The sequence below is a fragment of the Virgibacillus ihumii genome, assembly GCF_902726655.1.
GTDB lineage: Bacteria > Bacillota > Bacilli > Bacillales > Amphibacillaceae > Lentibacillus > Lentibacillus ihumii.
The window spans coordinates 95,319-115,860 of record NZ_CACVAN010000001.1 but is presented as its reverse complement, the minus strand read 5'-3'; the positions used below and the strand labels follow the sequence as shown (position 1 = coordinate 115,860).

The 20,542-nt window shown below is 41.2% G+C and carries 20 protein-coding genes and 1 tRNA gene; 10 read left to right on the top strand and 11 right to left on the bottom strand.

Annotated features, from left to right (window positions below; all coding sequences use genetic code 11):
• Positions 1–125: 125 nt before the first annotated feature.
• Together HUX68_RS00635 and HUX68_RS00630 are read right to left on the bottom strand one after the other, a co-directional pair.
• A complete protein-coding gene (locus HUX68_RS00635) occupies positions 126–614 on the bottom strand; it encodes an aromatic-ring-hydroxylating dioxygenase subunit beta (protein WP_174612834.1) in 489 nt (162 codons plus the stop codon).
• Positions 611–1,903: an aromatic ring-hydroxylating oxygenase subunit alpha gene (locus tag HUX68_RS00630; RefSeq protein ID WP_246206579.1), complete on the bottom strand. Its 1,293-nt coding sequence runs from the start codon at positions 1,901–1,903 to the stop codon at positions 611–613. Before HUX68_RS00630 ends, HUX68_RS00635 begins: the two co-directional genes overlap by 4 nt.
• A 451-nt stretch (positions 1,904–2,354) precedes the next feature.
• Between HUX68_RS00630 and HUX68_RS00625 the strand changes: the two genes are divergently transcribed.
• Positions 2,355–3,248: a LysR family transcriptional regulator gene (locus HUX68_RS00625; RefSeq protein ID WP_174612833.1), complete on the top strand. Its 894-nt coding sequence runs from the start codon at positions 2,355–2,357 to the stop codon at positions 3,246–3,248.
• 137 nt (positions 3,249–3,385) lie between these two features.
• Here HUX68_RS00625 and HUX68_RS00620 read toward each other — a convergent pair whose 3' ends face one another.
• From HUX68_RS00620 to HUX68_RS00605, 4 genes are all read right to left on the bottom strand, one after another.
• Positions 3,386–4,339, bottom strand: coding sequence for a hydroxyacid dehydrogenase (locus HUX68_RS00620; RefSeq protein WP_174612832.1), 954 nt, complete (start codon positions 4,337–4,339; stop codon positions 3,386–3,388).
• A gap of 159 nt (positions 4,340–4,498) precedes the next feature.
• Positions 4,499–5,365 carry a DMT family transporter gene (locus HUX68_RS00615; RefSeq protein WP_174612831.1) on the bottom strand — a complete coding sequence of 289 codons (867 nt, stop codon included), beginning with the start codon at positions 5,363–5,365 and terminating at the stop codon, positions 4,499–4,501.
• A gap of 118 nt (positions 5,366–5,483) precedes the next feature.
• The gene (locus tag HUX68_RS00610; protein ID WP_174612830.1) at positions 5,484–5,942 is read right to left on the bottom strand and encodes a hypothetical protein; all 459 of its coding nucleotides are present in this window, start codon (positions 5,940–5,942) and stop codon (positions 5,484–5,486) included.
• 5 nt (positions 5,943–5,947) lie between these two features.
• On the bottom strand, positions 5,948–6,736 hold the full coding sequence (locus tag HUX68_RS00605) for a hypothetical protein (protein WP_174612829.1): 789 nt from the start codon (positions 6,734–6,736) through the stop codon (positions 5,948–5,950).
• A 154-nt stretch (positions 6,737–6,890) separates the two neighbouring features.
• On the opposite strand from HUX68_RS00605, the gene HUX68_RS00600 reads away from it, so the two are divergent.
• Complete coding sequence (locus tag HUX68_RS00600; protein ID WP_174612828.1) at positions 6,891–7,433, top strand: CBO0543 family protein; 543 nt, start codon at positions 6,891–6,893, stop codon at positions 7,431–7,433.
• A gap of 90 nt (positions 7,434–7,523) precedes the next feature.
• Here the strand turns inward: HUX68_RS00600 and HUX68_RS00595 are convergent, their stop codons facing one another.
• Complete coding sequence (locus HUX68_RS00595) at positions 7,524–8,147, bottom strand: DUF421 domain-containing protein (protein ID WP_174612827.1); 624 nt, start codon at positions 8,145–8,147, stop codon at positions 7,524–7,526.
• A 181-nt stretch (positions 8,148–8,328) separates the two neighbouring features.
• On the opposite strand from HUX68_RS00595, the gene HUX68_RS00590 reads away from it, so the two are divergent.
• Entirely contained in the window at positions 8,329–9,366 is a 1,038-nt protein-coding gene (locus tag HUX68_RS00590; protein WP_174612826.1) for a DUF3048 domain-containing protein, read from the top strand.
• A gap of 115 nt (positions 9,367–9,481) precedes the next feature.
• On the opposite strand, the gene HUX68_RS00585 is transcribed toward HUX68_RS00590, so the two are convergent.
• Positions 9,482–9,554 (bottom strand) — tRNA-Val (locus HUX68_RS00585).
• Between the two features lie 129 nt (positions 9,555–9,683).
• Entirely contained in the window at positions 9,684–10,439 is a 756-nt protein-coding gene (locus HUX68_RS00580) for a GNAT family N-acetyltransferase (protein WP_174612825.1), read from the bottom strand.
• A 399-nt stretch (positions 10,440–10,838) separates the two neighbouring features.
• On the opposite strand from HUX68_RS00580, the gene HUX68_RS00575 reads away from it, so the two are divergent.
• The 7 genes from HUX68_RS00575 to HUX68_RS00545 all read left to right on the top strand — a co-directional run bounded on the left by HUX68_RS00575 (position 10,839) and on the right by HUX68_RS00545 (position 18,317).
• A complete protein-coding gene (locus tag HUX68_RS00575; RefSeq protein ID WP_174612824.1) occupies positions 10,839–12,572 on the top strand; it encodes an ABC transporter ATP-binding protein in 1,734 nt (577 codons plus the stop codon).
• Complete coding sequence (locus HUX68_RS00570; RefSeq protein WP_174612823.1) at positions 12,559–14,376, top strand: ABC transporter ATP-binding protein; 1,818 nt, start codon at positions 12,559–12,561, stop codon at positions 14,374–14,376. Before HUX68_RS00575 ends, HUX68_RS00570 begins: the two co-directional genes overlap by 14 nt.
• Positions 14,377–14,900: 524 nt before the next feature.
• The gene (locus tag HUX68_RS00565) at positions 14,901–15,626 is read left to right on the top strand and encodes an alpha/beta hydrolase (protein ID WP_174616302.1); all 726 of its coding nucleotides are present in this window, start codon (positions 14,901–14,903) and stop codon (positions 15,624–15,626) included.
• 114 nt (positions 15,627–15,740) lie between these two features.
• Positions 15,741–16,259 carry a YjcG family protein gene (locus HUX68_RS00560; RefSeq protein WP_174612822.1) on the top strand — a complete coding sequence of 173 codons (519 nt, stop codon included), beginning with the start codon at positions 15,741–15,743 and terminating at the stop codon, positions 16,257–16,259.
• Complete coding sequence (locus HUX68_RS00555) at positions 16,256–16,687, top strand: GNAT family N-acetyltransferase (protein ID WP_174612821.1); 432 nt, start codon at positions 16,256–16,258, stop codon at positions 16,685–16,687. Before HUX68_RS00560 ends, HUX68_RS00555 begins: the two co-directional genes overlap by 4 nt.
• Before the next feature lie 233 nt (positions 16,688–16,920).
• Complete coding sequence (locus HUX68_RS00550) at positions 16,921–17,619, top strand: DUF421 domain-containing protein (protein ID WP_174612820.1); 699 nt, start codon at positions 16,921–16,923, stop codon at positions 17,617–17,619.
• A gap of 230 nt (positions 17,620–17,849) precedes the next feature.
• On the top strand, positions 17,850–18,317 hold the full coding sequence (locus HUX68_RS00545; RefSeq protein ID WP_174612819.1) for a CotY/CotZ family spore coat protein: 468 nt from the start codon (positions 17,850–17,852) through the stop codon (positions 18,315–18,317).
• 166 nt (positions 18,318–18,483) lie between these two features.
• Here the strand turns inward: HUX68_RS00545 and HUX68_RS00540 are convergent, their stop codons facing one another.
• Together HUX68_RS00540 and mgtE are read right to left on the bottom strand one after the other, a co-directional pair.
• Positions 18,484–19,020 (bottom strand): CotO family spore coat protein, encoded by a 537-nt coding sequence (locus HUX68_RS00540; RefSeq protein WP_174612818.1) that lies wholly within the window; start codon positions 19,018–19,020, stop codon positions 18,484–18,486.
• Between the two features lie 70 nt (positions 19,021–19,090).
• A complete protein-coding gene (mgtE, locus tag HUX68_RS00535; protein WP_246206731.1) occupies positions 19,091–20,431 on the bottom strand; it encodes a magnesium transporter in 1,341 nt (446 codons plus the stop codon).
• Between the last annotated feature and the right edge of the window lie 111 nt (positions 20,432–20,542).

The following is a 20,542-nucleotide window of genomic DNA, read 5'->3' as shown; positions in this document are numbered from 1 at the left end:
CCTTTCCTCCCGCAGGAGTCTACGCATATTTCCTCCGCTAAAGTAGAGTATCGTTCGTCTTTTCTTATATACATATTTGTTTTATCCCAGCTCCCTGGCTTTTTCCCTGTCAGATCAGCCTTACATTATAAAATAAGGCTTATTTTCCCATGCGGTCGCAGACTATCCAGTTTCAGTACAACTTTTTTAGTTTGAATTCGAAGCTGACCGTCTTGCTGAACAAGCTCATAGAAACTCCTGCCAATAAATGAATCTACCACTTCTCGTTTCGTCCGGTGACAATCGAAATTGCATGCCACTGATATAACGTCAGATTCCAGATCGTCCACCATAATATTATGATAGTTTCGAAGGGTGGTTGAATGCGGATACTCCACGTGTGCTTCTTTCTTCAGCAATCTTTCCGCCCGATCCTGGATCCGTTTCCGGTCATCATGAATAAAGAACAATGATGTTCGTGCATCGGCATCCGGGTCACCCAGCGGCGGAACCTTGTACGTACCATCATCTGTAAATAATGCAGCCCATTCTTTCAAATTCCATTCATCCAGTAAATAAGCTTCCTTATAAAGAAAATCGACAACATCCTGCCGTTCCAATGTTTTTACTGTCATACCCGGGTAACCTCCTTCTGCAATGACTTTTTCATTCGTGCGTCAAACTCACGCCAAAAGCTTCTCATTTGCAGTTCATCTGTCCCCAGAGCGTTCTCCTCTCCGCGTAACATTCCTCTGGAAACATCATTCCATTGAACTTCCTGATTATTGTTATAAGCTTCCTGGCACAGTTCCAATGCTTCATTATCATCCGGCGTTGCGAATCCGCCTGGCCCAAGAAACTCCAGGAAATTATTGTTTCTGGCCATCCGATGCACCATATCTTCATCTTTCGGAACTAGCGCATACGCAGTAGCTTCCAGATAACCAGGCGATGACGGATAAAATGTTCTTGCCGTAACGGCCATAATGTCGTTAATAACCAAGTTAGGAAAAATGATGATATTACGATTCCAATTCGCGATCCGGTCAGCACGTTCCTCACCAAATCTTTCGGTTAAGCGCTCTTTCATTTTCTCCATATCACGTTTCAGATCTTCATCCCAAATTGGAGTCCACTGGGCAACAGGTCTTCCCCATGGTGCTGTGTATTCAACCACCGCATGACCGTTTCCAAGTGATTTACCTGTACCATGCAGTCCTACTTTTTTCAGATTAGGATCCTGCTCTTGCTTAATATCAAAGTATGTCTTGTGTGTCGGCAGGCCATGATAGAGGTCAGCACTGTTCTCTGCCAACAGTTTCCAATTGGCTCTGACACTGTAATCCTGAATACCTCCAAGGACTTCCATGCCTGTTTCACTTTGATCAGCAACAAGATCAAGATATTCTTTTGCATCCGCCAAATAGTCGTATAATGAAATGGCATCATCATCAAAATTGACAAACATGAAGCCACGATAGCTTTCAAAACGGTTAACCGCTTTCATGTCTTTCGCGCCATCGTCATTAAAATCATCCGGAAATGCATCTTTACCCGGCATACCCGTCAGACTTCCATCGTTTTTAAAGCTCCAGGCATGATAGAAACAACGAAAAACTCTGGAGTTCCCTTCATTTTCCCGGCAGACAAGTGCACCACGATGCGGACATGTATTGTACAGTACTCTGATCTCATCGTCCTGGCTGTGTACCAGCAATAAATTGCGGCCGCCTACTTTTTTCCGTTTGTAATCGCCTTTTTCAGGAACTTCCGATTCATGCCCGATAAACAACCAGCATTTGTTGAAAATTTCAGCGCGTTCTCTTGCCAAAATTTCACGGTCGGTAAATACGCTCCTGTGAACTAAGAATTCATTTTTATCGATGTCGTCATGAATATAACCATCCATATCATTGAAATTCATATAAAGCCCTCCATTTCGATCGGTTTTAAAGCGTGTTGCCTCAGGAAACAAATCCCTGGGCGGCCCTGTAGTCAAGGCGTGTATGCCGACAATTTATCTTCCATTATCGCGCCCTTCCTTTAAGAAAATAGCTGTAAGCACTTTCATTTACCATTTAAAAAAACCACCTTTATTGCGAAACATGTTTAACTAAGTCGACTTTTCTTTAAGTGGCTTACCAAGTATTATAGATGACTGATAATTCTGATTCCAATTGAAGTTTTTTTAGTTTTTACAGCAATTCCAAAAAAACTTTTATACGGTTTTCTAAAAATAATTTATTCTTATATTTTTCTGTTCCCTTTATTGACATTTTGATTTTGTTTAAATAGCATTAAATAAGGGTTTGATTTGAAAGCGATTTCTATAAAGTTAGAGTTCAATAAATTGGATGTTCGGGAGGCGAACAGAGATGAATGAAAGTCAACTGGAGACCTTTCTAGCTGTAGCACAACACAGGAGTTATTCCAAAGTCGCTGAAGTCCTTAATGTTACCCAGCCGACGGTAACTTCACGTATTAAAGCATTAGAGGATATTCTCGGTTGTGAACTTTTCACTCGGATAGGACATGAAATCTTTCTTACAAAGGAAGGCAACCTGTTTTTTGATTACGCTAAAAATATATTAATCTATATTGATCATTCAAAAGAAGTTCCCAATATGGTTAAAGCTCCAAGCATAAAAGTCGGATTTTCTCCAGGTTACTCGTATTCCTTCATTACCGAACTGTTAAAAACTATTCAGTCTGAACGGAATATCGATATTCAAATCATAGAGGGATACGATTCAGTCAGCCTAAATGATAGTGCTCTATCCGGGGACATTGATCTTATTTTCACAAGAGAAATATTATCCAAGAATCCTGATTTTACATCAGAATACCTTTTTGATAATAATCTCGTATGTGTACTGCCGAAAAATCACAGTCTATCTGATAAAGAGAAGCTTTGCGCGAAAGATTTAGCGGGGGAAACAATCATTAGTTATAAACGAAATTCCACCTTATGGAATATGATAGACAGACAATTATTGGATGCACAACATATGACCCGAATCGATGTTGCCAATAATGAGATGCTTTTAAAAGCAGTCGCAAATGAGGTAGGTATTGGAATTATTCCTGAACTGGGTACTGACATACGCTATCAAGAGGACGTATCTGTCAGGCATATTACAGAGATTGATACAATATCGAACAAGGTTTACGTCCAATACCGGGAAAATTCCCAAATGAAACCGATCGCCAAAAAAATCATTTATACAATTATTAATCATAAGTACAGCAAATACAGTGAAGTTAACTGACAAAAGAAGAAGCAACTATTTATCAAAATAACATACCGCGTGCATCCCGCTGGATGATATTCCGCCAATACAAAAAGTCCCGCACCGCCTTTTAGCGATACAGGACTTTTTGCTTTTCCAATTAATTAAGTCCTAAATCATACAACCGCACAGAGGGATTTTCCACCGTTAAGGACTTTCATCACTTCTCCGGCAATCAGCATTGCGGTTCTGGATTGGGCTTCTTCAGTTGATCCGGCGATGTGCGGTGACAGACGGATCGAATCAACTTGAGCAAGCGCGGAATCCTTCTCAACCGGTTCAGTCTCGAGCACATCAAGATATGCCCCGGCAATTTTACCCGATTGTACAGCACTTACCAAATCCTGTTCATGTACAATCCCGCCGCGTGCTGAATTGATCACATATGCATGGGATTTCATCTGAGGAAAATTTTCCTTGTTAATCATGTGCCGGGTCGCTTTTGTCAGCGGAACATGCACCGAAACAAAATCTGATTCGGTGAGTAATTCGTTAAGCTCATCCACTGACCGTACCCCGGTTTCCGCCAAAATGTGATCAAACGGCGTAACAAACGGGTCGTAACCGATGACATCCATTCCGAACGCCTTGGCTCTTTTCGCGACACGGTGGCCAATTTCACCCAGGCCGACAAGTCCCACTGTTTTACCGTTCAATTCATTTCCGGTAAAACGTTTGCGGTTCCAGTTCCCTTTCCGAACATCAGCATCAGCATTATTCAATGGGCGGGAAGCATCCATCATAGCAGCCATTACATATTCGGCAACAGACGTTGCATTCGCATGGACAGCAGGAATGACCGGCATATTCCTTGCTTTTGCTGCTTCCAAATCAATATTATCCAATCCAACACCAAGCCGACCGATTACTTTTGTGTTTTTCGCCGCATCCAGTAATTCCGGATCGACCTTCGTTTCATTCCTAACAATGAGGGCGTCATACGACGGAACCAAGTCAAGCAGTTCAGTTCGTTTGCGTCCCAATTGCTTATCATAATCGACGGAATGACCATTTCGCTTAAGCTCTTCAATCCCATCGTACCACATTAACTCGGTAACCAGTATTTTCATGAGCCTCCACTCCCTTTAAAATAATTCCTATGTACCTGTTCCTGAAAATTTTTTATTGTAAACTGATTAGCAGATTACATTTGATTATATGCCGCGCAGAAGAAAATAATATCCTTAACACTAAAAACAGGACAGCATCATAAGATACTGCCCTGTCTCCTATTTGGACTTCTCCAAGTCCATTTTATTATTTTTCAGGAACATGTAGAACGAGGCACCGAAAATAATGAAATAGCCTAAAACGCTCAGCATCGTCGGAATTTGACCGAATAGAACGATGCTTAACAATGCCGAATAAACGACGGTTGAATAGAAAAAAATCGATATTTCATTAGCGGGTGCAAATTTATATGCAAGCGTAATCCCGAATTGACCCGCAGTTGCACAAGCTCCTGCCAAAATAAGGTAAACCCACTGCGTTAAACTCATCGGTTCATATGAGAAGATTGTAAACGGCAGCAGGACAACTGTTGCGAAAAACGAAAAATAAAAGACGACGGTATAATATTTTTCTTTATTTCCCAAAACACGTAAGAATGTGTACGCGCCGGCAGCGAATACAGCACCGAAAACGCCAACGATGTACGGGTAAATCTCCACCGAAAATTCCGGCTGGATGATGAATAACGCTCCTATAAACGCCACGATTACAGAAATAATCTGAAACCGGCGGGCTGTTTCTTTCAAGAAAATTGCGGAAAATAAAATCAAGATGAACGGACTGAGCTTGTTCAGCATCTCAGCGTCGGATAAAACGAGGCGGTCAATCGCGTAAAAGTTCAATACAATACCAACCGTGCCTAATGCAGAACGGGCAAGCAGCAGTTTCTGGTTCTCTTTTTTCCCGAACAACCTTTCTTTATGATGCAGTACAAAGCCTACTGTAATTATAGCCGCTACAATATTGCGAAAAAATGCTTTTTGTGCTGTCGGCAAATCACCCGAAAGCTTTACAAATGCTCCCATGAGTGAAAATCCCAGAGCAGACACCAACAATAATATAATGCCTTTATTGCGGTCGGACATCGGTTCTTCCTCCAATTGTTAAATCCTCACATGATCACCTAAACAATGCTAATACAATCATGTGGGATTGGAAAGAAATTTGTTTAAGAAGTGAAATCGGAGGGACGTAATCCTGCTTTTATTTAACCATGCCCACCCCCAGTGCCAAGTGTTCCCACAAAATTTCTTCCACCAGTTGACCCTGTTCTTCTCCGCAGTCAATAATTAAAATCATCTCTGAATTTTTCCCTTTTAACAGCCTTTTTCGTTTTTTAATGATTTTTTCCGTAAAAAGTCTGATTGCGAACCCCAAAGCAAACCCAATTGCGCCAAAAATCAGTCCCCACCAAATCGGCCCCCAGGCTAACTCAAATCCGATACTTGTTCCAACTACTGAAAAACCCGTGGCCAGCGCCGCCCCAATATCAATGAGTGACGTTCCGTCAGAAGTATGGATACTGTCAAACATTTTTCGATCCTCGGCTCGGTTATCAAGTGGAATCGCATAAATACTTTCCCGTGTAATTCCTCTTTTTTCCAGCGTTGAAATAGCCATTTCCAAGTAAATGCTATGATTAAAAGTGGAAAATACTTGCATATTAATCACTTCACCTTTAACTCGTTTGAAATTTGGAATCCTGGTTGCTGGTAATTATCTTTCAAAAACCTCCGCTGCTCCCTATTGTACAGCTTATTATTCTCAACGGTATTCATATACGCATCAAACGCCGCAAATCCGTATGTCGAGGGCAGCATAAGCAGCCATTCAGGATTCAAAACAGAAGTCGCCTGCTGAACTTCACCCATAAATAAATATGTGATGGCTTCAATACTATGTGATAAATAAAAGAAAAGAACAGTCCAAAAAATAACAAAGAAGGCTGTCATGATCCGATGAATGTAAAGTTGTCCAAGTCCTGGTACAGCAAGTGACCAGAACACTGCCATAAAAGGATTTCTTTTATCCAGATAGTTGATCTCCAATGCACCAAGACTAAATGAATTAAAACGATGCTCTTCATGCACCGCCAATACATACACCTTATTCATATCTACCGTTGTTCGATGACTGTCCCAAATTCCAAAAATATAAACCGGTAAATAGACTAACAGCCATCTAGTATCCACGACACTTGCAGCCATCTCAAAATTGCCTTGAAACGAATATATAATCGCTAAATTCACATTTGCCTGCACATTAACAATCACTTCCCAGATAAATAAGACATATCCCCGAAGGTACTTTGATAAAAGCAGATGCCCAAAACCTGGATATGCAGCACTCCACCAGGCAATGATGGAAGGACTTCTTAAATGAATCTGTGTTGTTCCAAGAATGCTCACATGCGCTGTATACCGTCTGGCAGTATTGTCAGATACATAATTATTCACGTGAAAAACTCCCAAACCTAGTCTTCTCCCTTTTAGAATCCCCTTAAATGGCTTGTCTATCCCATTCTGTAACAGGAAATCTAATACTGTGTATATATCCTTATGGAAAATGAATAATAAACTTAGCAGCTGATTAGGAAGGATGAACAGCCTGATGGATCTTGTCAGAAGAATGTATGAAACGCAGGAAACATACGGTCAGTTAATTAGACAGAACTACTTTGAGAATGTACTCTTTTCCTTCCAATGGTGGTTTCTGTTGCTTATCACTGTTTTGGTATGGATAATCTGGGTAACTTTGGTCGATAAAAAAAGATTGAACATTATTCTGCTTGCAGGTTTCATCCCGAGTTTCATGGCATCAATTATGGATAAAATCGGTCTTACCACATACCTATGGTCATACTCCTATCACCTGCTGCCTTCCATTGAAGCATATTCGATTAACCTGGCCATCATTCCGGTTGGATACATGCTGTTATATCAATATGTAAGTAAATGGAAAAAGTATTTAATTGTGCTTGCGGTATTAACAGCGTTTGCTGTACTCGTTGCGGAACCTGTCTTTGTGTTTTTGGATATTTATACGATGCATGCGTGGAAGCATTTGTACTCCGCCCCGCTTTACTTTCTGGTGGGTGTTGTTACAAAGTGTCTGGTGGATAAACTTGCGGGACAAAAGTATAGTAATAAATAACCTTTTCGGTGAATGAAAACAGGAGTAACACATCGCTGGTGCACTCCTGTTTTTATAATTTCCGGATAAAAGAAGTATGCAAATTACGGACTATTGCAGATGTTCCGGGGGTGTATTTTTATGGTCCTTTTCCACTTCCGAAAAGATATTATTTCGGTTTAACTGTTTCTGTAGTTGATTCATTTGCTGGTTCAGTTGTTCCAGTTGCGATTCCGTTGACTTATTAACCGACTGCTGTAATTGCTTAAATTCCGCTTTCGTAACTGGCTGTGCCTCCTGTTTTAACGTAAAGCCCAGCTTTCCGTTGGGTTCCAATGTAGCCCACTCTACATCCTTAATATTGGTAACATTATTCTGCCGTAAGTTCATTTCAAGCTGGTCAACGGTCATTCTTAACTTTGCCAGGTTTTTTTCATTCAACGTTCCATTTTCAATCAATACTTTGGACTTACCCGTAATGAGCTTTTCCAACCCGTCAAATTTTAGCTGCCCATATTCCATAGCAAGTAACGTTAAGACAAGTACGGCGCCCGTCGCGAAGGCAAGCCAAACATTTTGAGTAGTAACAGGTTGAACAATCAGCGTTCCAATCGAAATCATAATAACGGCTTCCGCCAATGTCATCTGCGAGACAGTTTTTCTGCCCGCAACCCGCAAAAGGAGCGTCCCAACAAGTACAATCAAAATCGCTTTCCAAATCCAATTTATTTCCATATGCCCGTCACCCTTTGCTTTCAGTTTCAGCATTTATATAGTTTACTTTTAGAAAGATATTTATACAGGGACACGGTTCTCGAATTCCTGAAATTAATTTACATTTTTCACTCGAAAAAACTGGTAAGATAATAAAAGAATACAAATCATAGGATGGAGATAGAAAGGAGCGTTCCATCTGATGAAACATAAAATCGTTGTAGTAATTATCCTTATCATTATTGCCTTTGTTACCGGTTGTGAAAATCAGGAAGAAAAGAAAACGACTGCAGAACAATCCGATAAAGAATTAGTGGACAAACAAAAAAAGCAAGCAACGGATGCAAAGGAAAAACCAGTTAATCGTGTTGCAACAACAGGTTTTCCAGTAAAAAAAGCCAATAAGACTAAAAACTACTTTGGAGTCATCGTGGAGAATTCCATTGATGCCAGACCGCATACAGGCCTTGTCAATGCAGATATTGTATATGAAATGGAAGTAGAATACAATATTACTCGCTATCTTGCTATATTTCACAGCAGCATCCCTGAAAAAATCGGTCCTGTACGAAGCGCCAGACATTACTTTCTGCCAATATTCCAATCCTGGAATGTACCTTTTATTCATTATGGCGGAACTATTTTTGCTTATAACAACCTAAAACGGAAAGAACTCATGCATCTGGATGGACTCGAGAATGGAAATAAGTATTTCGAACGGGATAACAGCAGAGCTGCACCGCATAATGCATATTTGATTACCGACAGACTTCCAACTTTTAAAAAGAAACCGCGTAATCCGCACTTTGAATACACGGATAAGCTTTCCGAATTTGATGAAAAAGTATCAAAAATAACGATTAACTATTCAGATCCGAACAGCGTTCACACTACGTATCAATATGATAAAAAAGATAAGGTTTACCGTCGTATTCTCGAAAATGAACCACATACTGACCGGGCAACAGGAAAACAAATTAAAACGAAAAATCTGTTTCTCTTATATGCAAAACATCGTGATATGACAACAGGCGGCGGCTACATTCATATCAACTTTAATACAAAAGGCAAACTGGATTACTATGTAAATGGAAAGAAATTCAATGGTAATTGGAAAAATATCAAAGGTGATATTGTTTTCTTTGATAAGGAGGGTCAAAAAATACAAGCACTGCCCGGAAAAACGTGGATACAGGTTGTTGATAAACAGAGGAAATCTATAGTCGAGGAGAATAAATAGCGTATTAAAGATTTGAAAACCTGACAAAATCGTTTGTCAGTTTTCATCTTTCCCTTTCCAAAAGAAAAAGCCCGAAATCCAATCATACAATGGATTCGGGCTTTTAAACAAATGATGATTCCGATTGGGCTCGAACCAACGACCTCATGCCTGTCAAGCATGCGCTCTCCCAGCTGAGCTACGGAATCGTATTTATTTTTCGATAACAATAAATAGTATAATCGACAAACTCAGATGACGTCAAGGATTTTTTGTGGTATCTGTTTCCACAAGTTCCGGTCACCATCCGTTATCAATGTGGTCTTTTTCTAATTAATTCACTTTAAAATTTTCAACAACTCATATTTATAACCCTGATAACGATAATTCTGTTTCTGATACATCTCACGCGGTGTATCCTCACCATCAGCAATAAGGATAATTTCGGAATTGCTATAATTCTCCATTGCATACCGCTGCAACTGAGATCCAATGCCTTGCCGTTGAAACTCACCGCGAACCTCAAGATTTTCAATTTCCACTGCTTCATCTCCAACAAAAATATCCATCGTACCTGCCGGAGTGCCATGATAATAGGCAATGACCTGAACATACTGACCAGCTTCAAACTGACGATTATTCAAACCTACCTTCTGTTTGGCAAACACCTCGCCGAATTGCATGTCGGTTTCGTATTGAAGTTTCAAGTAATCATCCAATGTTATATGAGTTACTTGTTCAATCTTAATGTCCGGATTTTCAGCTGCCTGCGGAAAATCTTTCGGATTGATCAAATACAGCTCCATAAAGCCAACATCGTAGTTTTGATTGCTTATGTATTCAAGGAGTTCACCAACCGGTTTCGTATTATCTGCAAAGTAAAAACGCAAATGATTCTGGTTATGCTGCTTATGAAAATTTATTAAATACTTTTCCGCTTCCTTAAATTGATCCAACATTGGCATCCGCTTGAATTCAATAAAACTGCTGTCGTACCTGATCGGCATTTCCGGATAATGAAACTGCTCATATAACTTATTTTCATTTACCAAATGACCGATTGTATTGGTATCTTTAAATGTAAACTGCTTCATTATTATTCCCCCACCCTGTTTCGATACATATATTTTAAACTATATAGATACAGTTGTTCAATTTCAATCAAGACCGCATTAATAAACTAAAAATATCAGTTTGTTTTTATTCCCCTTCTCCCACTTCTCCGCATTATCTCCCGATTGACTAGCCTTCTCTCTCATTTCATCACACTCTCTCCCAATTGACCATCCCTCTCTCCCATTTCATCACACTCTCTCCCAATTGACCATTCCTCTCTCCCATTTCATCGGTTTCTCTCCCGATTGAGCTGACAAACCAAAGCAAACTGCCGATCCAAAACTATTTCTGTTCTCGAAATAAATTTTTGGCTAATTTCCTGGTTTAGCTTTATAATAAAAAGACAATTGTCAATTTTACACCTAGGGGGCAGTCTGTTGAGGAATGTTTTATCTTACTTAAAACCTTATAAACTTCCGGTTGCTGCTGCATACAGTTTGATGTTTATTGAGCTGTTGGTGGAGCTGCTTCTTCCGTTTTTCCTTGGGAAGATGATTAACCAGGGAGTTTTGAATAAAGACCTCGATAATATTATCATGTGGGGGTCCATCATGATTGCGATGGCCATGACTGCGTTCATCGCCGGGATAATTAATTCCTTTTTCGCCGCACATACAACATTCAATTTTTCCTATGATTTACGAGAAAAATTGTTCGAAAAAATACAAGGGTTCTCTTTCGCAGATTTAAACCTGTACCCTGCCTCGGGACTTGTCACACGATTCTCCAACGATATCAGGCAGCTGCAAAACCTGATTTTCATGGGACTTCGGATCATGATGAAGGCGCCGCTCCTGATTATCGGCGGGGTTATTATGGCGTTCATCGTGGATTATCAACTTGCCCTTATTTTTCTTGTAACGGTGCCACTGCTGGTTGGATTTCTGCTGTGGGTGCTCAAGATGGCAAGCCGGATGTTCAATAACGTCCAACGAAATGTTGACAATGTGAACCAGGTCATGCAGGAAAACCTTGCCGGAATGCGATTGATTAAAGCGTTCGTGCGCCGGAATCATGAATCAGCACGATTTTCCGATGCGAACGAACAGCTTGCAGTCACTACACGTAAGACGTTCCGATTCATTGAGACGTCCATGCCGATTCTGTTATTTGTGATGAATCTTAGTCTGGTTATTATTCTATGGTATGGAAATAATCTGGTTATTGCCGGTGAAACATCAGTCGGCAGTGTTGTGGCAATTGTCAACTATGCGTTGCGGGTTTCGATGGCCATTTCAATGTTGACGTTCATTATTTTAGCGTTTTCCAGGGCGCGGGCATCTGCTGAGCGGGTCAATGAAGTGCTTCAGGTGAAAAGTGATCTTGTTGATTTTTCCGATCGTACAACCGATTCGCCGGCATTTACCGGAAAAATTTCCTTTTCCGATGTCAGCTTTTCCTATCCCAAATCAAATGAAAAGGTACTCAAAAATATTAATTTCACCATAAATGCCGGAGAGAAGCTGGCCATCATCGGTGCGACTGGATCTGGAAAAACTTCCCTTTTCCAGCTGATACCAAGGCTTTATGAGCCGCAAAATGGTAAAATCTTTGTCGATGATAAGCCGATTACATCATACCGACTGGAACGCTTGCGAAAGAGCATCGGTTATGTGCCGCAGACCCCGCTGTTATTCGGCGGTACTGTCCATGACAATATTGCTTGGGGAAAAACTAACGCCACACAGGAAGAGGTCATTCAAGCAGCTAAAGACGCGCAAATCCATGACACTATTTTAGATCTGGATGACGGTTACAACACCAAAATCGGGCAAAAAGGCGTCAATTTATCCGGCGGCCAAAAGCAGCGCCTCTCGATTGCACGGGCACTGATCCGTCACCCAAAACTGCTTATGCTTGATGACAGTACAAGTGCACTTGATCTTGCCACCGAGGGTCAGCTGCTGGAAGCGATTCAAACGTATAACTGTACAACGTTAATCATCACACAAAAAATATCAACTGCCATGAATGCGGACCGGATTTTGCTGCTTGATGACGGAAAAATGCTTGCAATCGGGACGCATGAGGAACTGCTGAACGATTCCGCACTGTACACGAGAATTGTTGCCTCGCAATTCGGGAAGGAGTACGCCAATGTCAATTCGTGAGCTGATACGTCCATTCACCCATAAACGAATACCGATCAACTCGATTAAAATTGATAAATCAGACCGGGCACGGAATACATCCACTACCATCAAGCGAATCTGGAGTTACCTTGCCCGTGAAAAGATGATGCTTACATTCGTCATTTTAGCGGTTGTGGTCAGCTCCGCCATGAGTCTCGCCGGCCCATTTATGGTCGGCATGGCAGTCGATGATTATATTGTAACGAACGATCCGTCCGGACTTGGCATGCTGCTGATCTGGCTGGTCATAATTTATATTGTTCATTCGGTTTCGATTTTTTTGCAAAACTACTGGATGGTCGGAATCGCGCAAAAAACAGTTTACACGTTGAGAGAACAGCTGTTTAACCAGTTCCACCGGCTGCCGATTTCCTTTTTTGACAAGCGCCAGCATGGTGAACTGATGAGCCGGGTGACCAATGATATCGATAATGTAAACAATACCCTCAATCAGTCAGTCATTCAGATATTTGCCAGTATCCTGACATTGATTGGTACTGTATCGGTTATGCTTTATCTGAGCCCGCTTCTTACCGCAGTGACAATGACAATCATCCCTGTTATGTTTTTCACGATGAAATGGATCACCAAACGAACCGGTCCATTGTATAAATTGCGGCAGCGCCATCTTGGTGACATGAGCGGCTATGTGGAGGAAATTGTATCTGGACAGCATATTGTCAAAACCTTTTCACAGGAAAAACGGGTCATTGATGAATTCCGGGAAAAGAATGCGAACTTGCGGGAATCCGGGTTCTGGGCATTGAATTTTGCTGGGTTTATTCCCAAGGTCATGAACATGCTGAACTTTTTAAGCTTTGCTTTGATCGCGCTTGTTGGTGGTATTCTTGCCGTAAACGGACATATCACGGTTGGCGTAATCGTTATTTTCACTGAGTTTGCTCGTCAATTTACCCGGCCGCTTAATGAACTGTCCAACCAGTTCAACATCTTGCTGTCAGCGGTTGCCGGGGCAGAGCGCGTATTTAACATCATTGACGAGGAGCAGGAAGAGCGTGATGAGGCTTCAGCAAAAGAAATCAAGCAGACAGACGGACGGCTGGAGTTCCGTAATGTTAGCTTTGCCTATGAAAAAACACCAATTTTAAAAGGAATCAGTTTTGAGGCAAAACCAGGGCAGACTGTAGCCTTGGTCGGACACACCGGGGCAGGTAAAACAACGATAATCAATCTGATTTCGCGCTTTTACAATTACGATTCAGGGGAAATTTTACTTGATGGTACCGACATCAAAAACATCAAACGTTCCAGTCTCCGCAGCCTGATGGCATTCGTGCTCCAGGATACGTTTTTGTTTCACGGAACCATCCGGGAAAATATCCGCTATGGCCGTCTTCATGCTACCGATGAAGAAGTTGAGGAAGCTGCCCAAAATGCCAATGCACATGATTTCATTGCACAGTTGCCGAATGGCTATCAAACCGTTCTGGATCAAGACGGGAGCGGCATCAGTCAGGGACAGAAACAACTGATTACAATTGCCCGGGCAATGCTGGCTGATCCGGCGATCCTGATTTTAGATGAAGCAACGAGCAACATTGATACGATTACGGAGCTGAAAATTCAGGATGCACTGGAACACCTGATGCAGGGACGGACCAGTTTTGTCATCGCCCACCGTCTCAATACGATTCAGGAAGCTGACCAAATCATCATGCTGGAACATGGAACCATTCTTGAACAAGGTTCCCACGACGAGCTGCTCGAACAGCGCGGGCGGTATTACGAACTGTATAAAGGACAATTACTGGAATCCGGTTGACTTTTATCGGGCAGGCAGAAAAATATGTTACAATGAATGAACAACAGATTGGCTTCGCATGAGGGATTAGGCACACTGTTCTTTTTGGGATACCTCCCAAAGAGGAGGTGATGCCTATGGCTGTGGACTCCGTATTAACGCTAATGATATCCTTTGGGATGTTAATCGCGTTCATTATGTCGGATAATGGTCAAAATAAATAATCCCTCGATGCCTTTAGCCAAGCGCTGAGGGATTATTTCCTGAAGTGCCTATACCCCTCTTGACGGGGTTAGTCTGTTGGGAACCGTCTCGTATATCAGCACGAGGCGGTTTTTTACAGCCTATGATTTTCTATAATTATTATACCACAATCCAACCAAATGTACACATTGGAAAAGCGTACGGTAACAATTGGGCACGGTTCTGCTTAAGCTGTGTGCCAAATGACACATGGAATAACCAAAAGAAACATGATAAACTTTTATATAGGATGTTTCCAACAATTTTTCCAGGAATATACAAAGAACAATGAGGTGTTTTCAATCGGACGCAAAGGAACAATGGTCGACAAAGAAATCGACAGCAGCTATTTAAACGAGACAATGACGCTGAAACTTTATCAGCCGGAAGCATTTTCACCGCTCTATAAATATCATATATGCATCGTTCATGATGGAAATGACTATTATCAGCTTGGCCGTCTGGCAACATTAAGTGATAAATTACACAGCAGTGAAGACATTGCCAATACCGTGTTTGTCGGTATCCATTATAAAGACAAATTTGACCGCCGAAAAAAATACCATCCAAATGGGGAACAAAATCGTGATTATATCAAATTTCTGGTTCATGAAGCAGTCCCTTTCCTTGATGATCTGCTACCAACTTATCATATGGGACAGTCACGTACATTGATGGGCGATTCACTCGCAGGAACACTCGCACTCATGACTGCATTAAAGTACCCGAATACGTTCAGCAATGTGATTATGCAGTCGCCATATGTCGATGAAACAGTCATCAAATCCGTTAAGGAAGCAAAACGTATTGATCCCATCGATATTTATCATACAATCGGGACGGCGGAGACTGCAGTCGAAACAACCGATGGCAAGACACTTGATTTTGTCGAACCCAACCGCAGACTCCATGAACTTCTGAAGCATTCAGGTGCCAGCTACAGCTATCATGAACTCGAACATGGAGAACATACATGGAAATATTGGCAAAAAGATTTAAGTCGTGCATTAACGACGATGTTTGAGTAAATAGTTCGTAATTTTTGAATTTTTACTTCCTTTTTTGTATAATTTTTTGTTATAATTAAAGATAGACTAAAAATGCAGTAATTAATTAAATTAGGAAAATAGGAGGTTTTATTTATGAAATATGGTATAGCCATTTTCCCATCAAAGCCTGTCCAAGACGAAATAAACTCATACAGAAAGCGTTACGATCCGCATTATTCGACAATCCCACCACATTTAACGCTTAAGGAAGCATTCGAAGCCGATGATAATACAATTGAAGATTTGATTATTGAATTAAAAGGAATTGCCAACAGCACTGATCCATTTAAGCTGGAAGTCAACAAGGTCAGTACGTTTGCGCCTGTAACCAATACCATCTATTTAAAAGTCGAGCCGGTTCAGGAGCTGATTGATTTGTTCAACAAGATGCAAACAGGCAAATTCCCTGAAAACATGGAATATAACTTTGTTCCGCATATCACCATTGCCCAGAAACTTTCACATGATGAATATTCGGATGTTTATGGCAGCCTGCAAATGAAAGATATTCAACTGGAGGATAAAATTGATCGTTTTCACCTGCTTTATCAGCTTGAAAACGGCACATGGACTGTTTATGAATCATTTGTTTTTGGAAAAGAAAGCCTATGATTATTAAAATTACCGAGTCAGATGCACACAAACAGTTGGCATTTGATATTCGCACAAAGGTGTTTGTCGATGAACAAAACGTCCCGCCCGAAGAGGAGCTGGACGAGTTTGATCATGACTCGGAAACGGTTCACTTTACCGGTTATGAAAATGATAAGCTGATTGCGGCCAGCCGACTCCGTTTCGTCGAAGGTTATGGAAAACTGGAACGCATCTGTGTATTATTGGAATACCGTGGCAATGCGCATGGTAAACAATTGATTTTGGCAATGGAAGATAAGATTCAACAAAGACAGCTCACCAAAGCCAAACTGAATGCGCAAACACATGCAGTTGACTTTTACAAACGCCTTGGATATGAAGTCGTTTCAGGTGAATTTATGGACGCAGGTATTCCCCATGTCACCATGGTAAAAGAACTCGTTTAAAAAAGAAGCTCGGACAGAAATCCCGGCTTCTTTTTTATGGAGATTCTGAATGCTGCTGCCTTCTCCCAATTCGGTACCATTCTCTCCCATTCAAAAACCTTTTCATAATTGATTTTAACAGGACTAACTTTTACGGTGATTCTCAAAAATCCATTCATCTTCCCCGACATGTTCCCCATGTATGGTTTATTTCATTCTGGTAAACCTACAGATAGGTATTTGGAGGGTTTGCAATGGAAAATTTTATGCCGATACTGACTGATACACTGTTCGGGTTTGCAGCGTTATTTATTTTAACCAAGGTGTTGGGAAAAACACAGATTATTCAGCTGACCGCATTTGACTTTATTGCCGCTCTAGTCCTTGGCGAACTTGTCGGAAACGCTATTTTTGATGAAAAGACCGGCATCACGCACATTGCGTTCGCAGTGACGGTTGCGGGAGTTCTGTTGTATGTCACTGAATTTATAACGCAACGATACAAAGCATCACGTTCTTTCCTTGAAGGGAAACCTTCCATTATCATTCATAAAGGAAAATTGATCAGAGAAGAAATGAAGAAAAATAAGCTGGATATGAATCAACTTCAGCACATGCTGCGAGCCAAGGAAGCATTTTCGATCCAGGAAGTTCAATATGCCATTTTAGAAACAGATGGCACCGTTTCTGTTCTAAAAAAATCCGCATATCAAACACCGACAAACAAAGATATGAATATTCGTCCGGGATCCGTTATGCTGCCAATGATGATTATTAACGATGGTGAGGTTTTATGGGATAATCTTGCCGAGGCAAAATTGACGAAAGAATGGCTGCAGCAGCAATTAAAACAGCAGGAAATTGATTCCGTCAAAGAAATATTTTATGCAGAATGGATTGATGGACAGAAAAATTTATTTATCATGCCATTTAAACATAAGGGTTACAAATAGGCCGCTGGCAAAACTCCAGCGGCCTTTTTTTGCATATATTGAATTATTATTACTACTTTTCTCTCCTCTTTGCCTGATTCCTGGAATTGAAAACCATTCATTTCACATACAGATGCAGAAATTTATCATTCAATTAAGTGAACACTGACAAGCGCCCACACCATATGCCCCAGCACACATATCCTATTAAAGACAATAAGTCAATAACTATTTGAAAGGAGTAATAATTTATGGGTTGTGGAAAAGATTTTGATACAGGAAACTGTGTTTGCGATATCCTGAAAGAAATAGTTGACGCCCAGAACGATGTAGTTGAAAATTGCTGTGACACCAGTTGTGAACGTTCAATCAGCGACTTGCTCGGAGAAACAGACAACGGCAATGGTCTGGACACAGTACCATTAATCCTATATTGCAAAGACGGGTGCAAACCATTTAAAGGATTCGGTGCATGCCCTACCAATGGAAATGGCAATGGCGGGGGTCATGTGGAAGCAAGTTTCTTCTTCCGCGTTAAAAAAGTAACCGACGATTGCTGCGCTGTAATCGAGTTATTGAGAGATGATGAGGCAGAAGGAAATCCGCATGATCCTTTCTGCAGTGATGTCGAAGATTTAAGTGCGACCGGCATTTGCCTGACTGTAGACCTAAGTTGCTTCTGCCATGTAACATGCCTGCCAGCAATTCAAGCACTATAATTAAAAAATCAGGTGCCCCGTTTTATGGGGCATCTTTTTTTGATTATACCGAATCTTCTCCTGATAAATTCAGTCTTTTCCCGTTGAATTCATTCCTCTTCATTAAACACATTCTATAAAAAAAGGAATCGACTTTCAAAGAAGCCATTCCTTTTTCAATCACCTATTAAAACCCGATAAGACCGATTTCCAAAATCTCATCAAATGGAATTTTTGTTGCTGATTTTCTTCTGCCGACTTGCATATATACCCGCTCCTCCTGAAAATCAACGATCCTTCCACGGTATTTTCGTTCCTCCGTTTTGATTTCACAACGCATAGTCGGTACATGCTTCGGGGTGTTCAGAAAATAATCGAGACGCTCGCGCACTGTCATATCCTTAAATTTCTTTCGATCGTCTCCCCCTTTATCTTCAGTTGGATCCATTTTCTCATTCGAATCATCAGTCGCAACAGTGGAATCTTCATTTATTTTTTCCTCGGCAGGCTTGCTGAAATTATCCCGTTTCTGTAGTCGGCGTGCCGGGGCTTTCTTCCTTGGTACGGCATCAGCTGCTCCTATTCCATCGTTCGATGATGCGGCTGTAGAATCTTCACCCTTTTTAGGGGTCCGGTAGTTATGCTGCATCGGCGCTTCCGGTGTCCGAATAGTCGGCTGATGGATATAAAGCAAAGGGCTTTTAGCGTACTTTTTCTGTCCCATATTAAATCGCTCCTTTGTATTCCAATAGTCAGACCAGTATATGAACCCGTATTTGAAATTGTGCGTTTGACTAGATCAGAAAGCTCATAAACGCTGTCGCCATGCCGAAGTATATCAGGATTGAAATAATATCATTAATAGTTGTGATAAATGGTCCCGATGCAACGGCCGGATCGATGTGGAACTTGTCCATGACAATAGGTACAAGAGAACCGGCAAGTGTTGCAACAATCAGTGTTGCCATAATCGAGAGCCCAACCAGGATTCCCAGAAAAATTTCCCCTTTCCACAAGTAAATGACCCCAGTTATTACAATACCGCAAATTGTACCGGTAATCAGTCCGGTTAAACCTTCCCGCACGATTAACTTCCATTTCCCCTGCTTGCCGTATTCGCCGGTTGCCAACCCTCTCACAGCAACAGCCAATGCCTGTGTACCAGTATTTCCGGCCATTCCGGCAATCAGCGGGATAAAAATAGCAAGCACAGCCACTTTGTTTAATGTTTCCTCAAAACGTCCAATCAAACTTGCGGTCAACATGCCGAGAAACAGCAAAATAATCAGCCATGGCAGACGTTTTTTAGCTGAAATAAGTGCACTGTCGTTCGGACGGTCCATGTCAGACACCCCAGCAAGCTTGGAATAATCATCGCTTGCCTCTTCATCCATAACATCGAGAATGTCGTCAACTGTAATGATGCCGAGCAAATGATGCTGAAAGTCTACCACCGGCAAAGCCAGAAAGTCATAATCACGCATCATCTGTGCGACTTCTTCCTGATCCTCGGCAACGGAAACAGACACGATTTTCTCGCTCATGATTTCTTCAATCAGCACATCATCATTGGCAATAATCAGATCACGCAACGACAATACCCCGACAAGGTGCTTATCCTCATCAAGAACATACAAATAATAAATCGTTTCCGCTTCAGGTGCTTCTTTCTTTAACAATTGCATCGTTTCTTTAACTGTTTGTGTTTGATAAATGGCCACGAACTCCGTGGTCATAATACTTCCCGCTGTTTTTTCCTCATAATGAAGCAATTCCTTAATCTCATCGGATGCCTCATCGTCCATAATGGTCAGAAAACTGACGACTTTATCTTTCTCCAGTTCATTTAATATATCGACCGCATCATCGGTGGACATTTCAGCAAAAACCATCGCTGCGTATCGTGGATCCATCTCAGTAAAATAGGCTTCAATATCCTCCATTTCGATATTTTCCATAATATCGGCTGTTTCTTGAGGTGACAAAAAATTATATATTTGTAACCGAATCGTTTTTGGCTGTTCAATAAAAAACATCGCCTGGTCATATGGGTGCATTTCGAGAAAGTCATTCCGGAATGCCTCTATTTTTTCAGAAGTCAGGAACTGATGCAGTTCATCCCATTGAAACTGCACTTTATTGTCTTTTTCCACATGATCACTTCCTTACTGCCCTTGTCTAAAATTTATTATAGCATGGACAAAAGTTATGACACCATGTAGACCTGATGAAATTTTTCTGTGACA